The organism is Anoxybacillus thermarum, from assembly GCF_000836725.1.
Classification (GTDB): Bacteria; Bacillota; Bacilli; order Bacillales; family Anoxybacillaceae; genus Anoxybacillus; species Anoxybacillus thermarum.
In genome coordinates, this window is the sequence record NZ_JXTH01000095.1 from 1 (window position 1) to 6,425 (window position 6,425).

At 39.3% G+C, this 6,425-nt stretch carries 6 protein-coding genes and 1 pseudogene; all 7 read right to left on the reverse strand.

What is annotated here, in order from left to right; all coding sequences use genetic code 11:
• Window positions 1-108 (reverse strand): UPF0236 family transposase-like protein (locus tag LH47_RS17260; RefSeq protein ID WP_407637157.1); only part of this gene is annotated, 108 nt, incomplete at its 3' end.
• 297 nt (window positions 109-405) lie between these two features.
• Complete coding sequence (locus LH47_RS14025; RefSeq protein ID WP_043968540.1) at window positions 406-846, reverse strand: flavodoxin; 441 nt, start codon at window positions 844-846, stop codon at window positions 406-408.
• 126 nt (window positions 847-972) lie between these two features.
• Entirely contained in the window at window positions 973-2,829 is a 1,857-nt protein-coding gene (locus LH47_RS14030) for a PTS fructose transporter subunit IIABC (protein WP_043968541.1), read from the reverse strand.
• Entirely contained in the window at window positions 2,826-3,749 is a 924-nt protein-coding gene (gene pfkB / locus LH47_RS14035) for a 1-phosphofructokinase (RefSeq protein ID WP_043968543.1), read from the reverse strand. The genes LH47_RS14030 and pfkB overlap by 4 nt, the downstream gene beginning before the upstream one ends.
• Window positions 3,746-4,498: a DeoR/GlpR family DNA-binding transcription regulator gene (locus LH47_RS14040; protein ID WP_009361175.1), complete on the reverse strand. Its 753-nt coding sequence runs from the start codon at window positions 4,496-4,498 to the stop codon at window positions 3,746-3,748. The genes pfkB and LH47_RS14040 overlap by 4 nt, the downstream gene beginning before the upstream one ends.
• Before the next feature lie 152 nt (window positions 4,499-4,650).
• Window positions 4,651-6,129 (reverse strand): bifunctional diguanylate cyclase/phosphohydrolase, encoded by a 1,479-nt coding sequence (locus LH47_RS14045; RefSeq protein WP_052585058.1) that lies wholly within the window; start codon window positions 6,127-6,129, stop codon window positions 4,651-4,653.
• A gap of 152 nt (window positions 6,130-6,281) precedes the next feature.
• Window positions 6,282-6,425 (reverse strand): annotated as a pseudogene (locus LH47_RS15680) (UPF0236 family protein); the annotation flags it as partial.

The following is a 6,425-nucleotide window of genomic DNA, read 5'->3' on the forward strand; positions in this document are numbered from 1 at the left end:
CTCCTCCAAAAGGGCCGCCAACAAGACAGCGAACACCTTTTGAAGAGTTCTGACTAATTGTTCCTCCAGCTCTTTTAATAAAGGCCATTCTGTGGTAAAATGTTTCATGGACTCTCTCCCTCCTGTTTTATTGATGTTGGTCATCACCATCATAGCAGGGAGAGAGTCCTTTTTGCATGACATTTGCTTTTTTCTACCGCGCTTCGCTTGGTGGCCCCGACGAGCGTCGCGAACAAAAGTTCGCAACCCTCGTCGGGGAATCATTCCTGAATGTCACCCACAAATATTTTACTCACACCGAAAAAGCGATCCCAATTTGAACAAGTTATTTATTGGCTTGTTCTTTTTATTGATTATTTAGAACATAGTTCAATTAACAAAAAAGGTCGTATGTGAAACGACCTTTTATAAATGTTTAGAAAATTCCCTACCGAACGCAATGCATAATTGCTTATCTTCATTTGTTGGCGTCAATTCGATCTTCAATCCTTCGAGAACGACTTCAGCCCCACATTCTTGCAATTTTTCGATTAAAATATCAACCGCAGCACCATATTTTTCATAACTTGAGTCGCATGAGCCGAAAACAGCCGCTTTTTTTCCTGTTAAGTCCACGTCATCCAATTCATCATAAAAATCTAAAAAGTCATCTGGCAGTTCTCCATCTCCCCATGTGTACGCTCCGAGCAAAATGCCGTCATATTGTTCAAGTTCTGTTGCCGTAGCATCCAACACTTCTTTTACATCCAACTCGACTCCTTGTTCACGTACACCTTGAGCAATCGCTTCCGCCATTTCTTCTGTATTTCCTGTCATGCTTGTAAATACCATGATTACTTTTGCCATCAGTAATCCCCCTATAAATATAATTGATAATTATTTTCATTAAATATATTAAATGATAATGATTATCTTTGTCAAATTGTTTTCATAAAAAACGCGCGATTTTTCTCATCGCGCGCTCATAATCTATTATTCTTTCACTTCTCTTTTCCAAAATCCAACCATTAACGCAGTCACAAGTGAACCGATGAAAATGGCCAGCACATATAACAATGGATTTCCTTTTACAATCGGGATAACGAAAATGCCGCCATGTGGTGCAGGAAGACCGATGCCAAACATCATTGTTAGCGCGCCCGCAACGGCTGAACCGACGATAATGGAAGGAATGACACGTCCTGGATCAGCTGCCGCAAACGGAATGGCCCCTTCGGTAATAAACGAAGCACCCATAATATAGCACGTTTTTCCTGCTTCCCGTTCAGCTTTCGTAAATTTCTTTTTAAATAATGTTGTTGCAAGTGCTAATCCTAAAGGAGGTACCATTCCACCTGCCATAATAGCTGCATGTGGTGCGTAATTTCCGGCATCAATCATCGCAATGCCAAACGTGAACGCCGCTTTATTAATCGGTCCGCCCATATCAACTGCCATCATACCACCGAGGATAAGGCCAAGTAAAACAAGATTGCCTGTTCCCATATTTTCAAGCCATGTTTTCATTCCTTCATTTAGCGCTTTTACTGGATCAATGACGACATACATCATAATAAATCCTGTAAGCAATATTCCAAATAACGGATAAAGAAGAACCGGTTTAATTCCCTCAAGTGATTGCGGTAAACGACTAAACCATTTTTTCAATCCGACAACGAGATAACCGGCTAAAAAGCCCGCAATTAGTCCACCTAAAAAGCCTGCACCGCCATTTGCTGCCATAAATCCACCGACCATCCCCGGAGCAAATCCTGGACGATCCGCTATGCTCATCGCAATAAAACCAGCTAACACCGGAATCATAAGTGCAAAGGCACTACCACCACCAATATCCATCAACGCTTTTGCTACTGGATGGAATGATGGATCATTTGGATCAAATGCTTTAATACCAAAAATAAATGAGATCGCAATTAAAATACCGCCACCAACAACAAACGGAAGCATATTCGATACGCTGTTCATTAAATGTTTATAAAATCCTGTTCTTTCTTTCGGCGCATACGAACGATGTCCGCCACTTGCGCGATAAATTGGAGCCTCTTGTTTTAATGCCCGATCAATGAGTTGCTCTGGTTTACGAATCGCATCGGCAACAGGTACTTGGATGACATGTTTTCCATTAAATCGTTCCATCTCTACTTGTTTATCTGCTGCAACGATAATGGCGACCGCTTCTTCAATTTCTTGTTGTGTTAACTCATTTTTCACACCACTTGAACCGTTTGTTTCTACTTTTATATCTACTCCCATTTCTTTCGCTTTTGCCTTTAAGGCGTCAGCAGCCATATACGTATGCGCAATTCCTGTCGGACAAGCCGTAACAGCTAACACTTTTTTCTTTCCATATAGTTGTTTTTCTTCTGTCACCATTTCTCCCTCCTTTTCTTGAATCGCTTGAATGATCTGTTGTTTTGTCGAAGCGTTTTCAATTTTCGAGCGAAACGATGCATCCATTAACAATGTCGACAAGCGAGATAACGCTTCCAAATGTGTGTTATTCGCTCCTTCTGGTGCAGCAATCATAAAAAACAAATGGCTTCGTTTTCCGTCTAACGCATCGTAATCAATTCCTTCTTTTGAACGTCCAAAAACAACGGCTGGAGTGCGCACCGCTTTCGTTTTTGCATGAGGGATAGCAATTCCTTCGCCAATCCCTGTCGTGCTTTGCGCTTCACGGGCAAAAATTGCTTCGATAAACGTTTGACGATTGTGCAATTTCCCAGTCTTCTCAAGAACGTCTACTAATTCTTCAATGACTTCTTTTTTTGTTCGTGCTTTCAAATCAAGGACAATCGTATCCTCTATCAACAAATCTGTTATTCTCATACACGATCCTCCATTCGTATGATTTTTACTTCATCTAATAAGCGATGAACCTCTTCCTCCGTGCATAAATCTTCAGAAAATGCTGTTGCACTCCCCGCGGCAACACTATAACGAAACGCTTCTTCAAGCGATGCTTCGTTCACGTATGCAGCTAAAAAGCCCGCTACCATCGAATCGCCGGCACCAACCGAATTTTTTACTATTCCTTTTGGAGCTTGAGCGACTAATATCACATCTTTATGGAACAAAATGGCACCATCCCCAGCAAGTGAAACAATAACATGCTGGACACCATTGTTAATCAGTTTTTTCCCGTATTCCAACATTTGATGACGACTATGAATACTGACTCCGAACAATTCTCCAAGCTCCATTTGGTTTGGTTTAAGTAAAAACGGCTCGTATGCAACGGCTTGTTCCAGTGCATTGCCACTCGTATCAACAACGACAGCTACCCGCCGTTTTTTTGCTTCCTCCATCATCGTGGCGTAAAATGTATCATCTACCGAGGGCGGAAGGCTTCCGGCTAAAACAAGTATATCCCCTTTTTTTAATTGATTAATTTTAGCAATTAACGCTTCTTTATGTTCGTCGCCAATGATCGGTCCTTCCCCATTTATTTCCGTTTCTTTTTCCCCTTTTAACTTAATGTTTAGTCGCGTTTGTCCAGGTACAGTAATAAAATCTGTTAAAATATGCTCTCTTTTCAATTCATCAGCAATAAACTGACCTGTAAATCCACCAATAAATCCAAGCGCAATATTATGAACGTGTAACCGTTTCAATACACGCGACACATTAATTCCTTTTCCGCCCGGAAAATATGCCGTTTTTGTTGCTCTATTTAATTTTCCAAGTTCGATCTGTTGCGCTTTCACAACATAATCGACGGAAGGATTTAACGTACATGTATAAATCATGATTTCACAACCTCTACTGTCGTTTTTGCTTCATACATTGCTAGCAACTCTTCATCTGTTTCATCCGTAATCATCGTTGCCTCTTGTAATGGTGCAATTTTGGCAAACGTACTTTCGTTTAATTTTGAGTGATCGGCTAATACAAAAGCTTGTTGTGATAAATGAATAGCGGTTTGTTTTATAAGCGCTTCTTCCGGATCTGGAGTTGTATAACCAAAATCAATATGAACGCCGTTTACACCGATAAAACACTTGTCAAAACTATACTGTTGCAACGAGTGAATAGCTCCTCGACCAATTAACGCATTCGTTTTTTTCTTAATGAGTCCGCCAACAAGATACGTTGGAATGTCTTTTTCTAACAGTGCTTCAATATGCATAATGCCGTTCGTTACGACGACGATATTTTTTGCTTCAATATAAGGAATCATCTGTAATGTTGTCGTTCCTGCATCTAAATAAATGCAATCTCCATCTTGAATAAGACTGGCCGCGTATTTTCCAATGAGCTGTTTTTCATGAATGTTTTTCGTCGATTTTTCAAAAACGCTCAACTCTTCTCTTTTTTGTTGTAGCAACGCAGCCCCACCATGAACACGCTTTAATTTTTTTTCTTTTTCTAGTTGGCTTAAATCACGTCGAATCGTCGATTCCGAACATTGTGTCGCTTCAACAAATTCATGTAACTTTACCACTTCTTTTTCTTGTAGCAACTGCAAAATAATGCGATGTCTTTCTGGTGTTAACAATTTTACACCTCCTTTTCAAACCGTTTACATCTTTATCATATCGGACTATAGATAAAAAATCAATCAAATTCAATCAATTAAAATCAAAAATAATCATATTATTTCACATTTCATTCAAAAACGTTCATTTTTCAGAAAAATAAAAAACTGCCTCATATAGAGACAGTTTTATTAGTGATTTTCTCGGGATAATATTCTTCAATCATTTGGATAAATGGCTCGACATATTGAGGATCAAATTGCGTACCAGAACAGCGTCGCAATTCAATAATTGCTTCGGAGAATGTTTTTGTTCGTTGATACGGGCGGTCCGTCGTCATCGCATCGAATGAGTCGATAATACACAAAATACGAGCTAACTTTGGTATTTCCTCTCCTTTTAGCCCATAAGGATAACCTCGTCCATCATAACGCTCATGATGAAGTTCAACAAGTGGAATCACTTCTTCAAAACGACCATCGGAGAGAACAATTTCTTTCCCCCATATGACGTGTTTTTTCATTATTTCCCATTCATCAGAGGTGAGTTTGCCTTTTTTATTAATAATGTCTCGCGAAACTTCGATTTTACCAATATCATGAACGAGTGCCCCTAAAATAAGAGTCCGTTTTTCTTCCTCTGTAAGCGGTAATCGATCACTAAATTCCATTGCATATGTAAATACACGTTTACTATGACGGTATGTATACACATCTTTATAAAGCAACAGTTTCAGCTGCTCTTCAATCGCATCTAATTCTTCCTTAAATTTCAATGCATCACGAGATATTCTTTTCTCATCATACAATTGCACATTATTTTTTCCTTGTGCTTTCGAATAATAAAGCGCTTGGTCAGCTTTATGTAGCAGTTCACTTTCTTCATACATGTCAGATTCATACTCAGCAATTCCGCATGAGAACGAAATACAACGATATGGAAGTCGTTCAACCCCGTCAAATGGCGTGTCATTTAATTTTTTCCGCAATTGATCCATAAAAGCTGCTGCTTCGTGTTTCTCCGTTTTCGGCAAAATGATCGCAAACTCTTCTCCACCATATCGTGCTACTGTAAAACCACGATCTTTCGTTTCATTTTTTAAATACTCCCCAACAAATTTCAACAATCGGTCACCTTGCACATGACCGTGATAATCGTTATATTTTTTAAAATCATCTAAATCTAAAAAAGCAACCGAAAACTGACCACCCGTTTTTTTCGTCTCCTGAAATAGTTCCTTTAAGTAATCTTTAAAATATCCGTGGTTATATAAGCCGGTGAGGTAATCTTTATTTGCCTGGTTAGCCATTTCTTGATACCACTCAAGCACTTTTCCAAACGTAATGGATAACAAAACAACTAAAACTGTAAATAAAAATAACCCAAAAAAGCCTTCGCTATCGATCAAAATAATAAGCACTAAAGAAAGAAGAAGGGTGACGAAATAAATAAAAAAGACTTCTTTTAAAAGACCTATGTTAAATACCCTATTAAACTTCTTCGATCTATCTGTTAAATAAAACCCTGCTATAATCAAAATGTTAATTGCAAAATATACAGTCAAGCTGAATATATAAGGATATAGATTTTCTGAAACTTTATCACCTATTTTACCTCCGAAGAAGAAAAAGAGCAAAAACGCTGCTACCATCGAGTCAGTCAAGACTTTGTGGAGAACATTTTTTCGGTTCACTACGGGTGTTGTCAATCACTAGTTAGCGAACCATTTTCAGGAATTGATATCGTAAGCGCTTTTGGACTCTCATCCCTCATCTTGAAGTGATGATATTGTATTCCATTTTTTTACACCCAACCAAAATCCCGAAGCGCCGACAACGCTTGATGGATCGGCGTCCCGGATGACCGCTGCAGACACGGTAGATTCTGACGCACCACATCTGCCCACAACCGTCCTGCCTTCCGTTTGGCCTGTTCAACCCGCTTGGA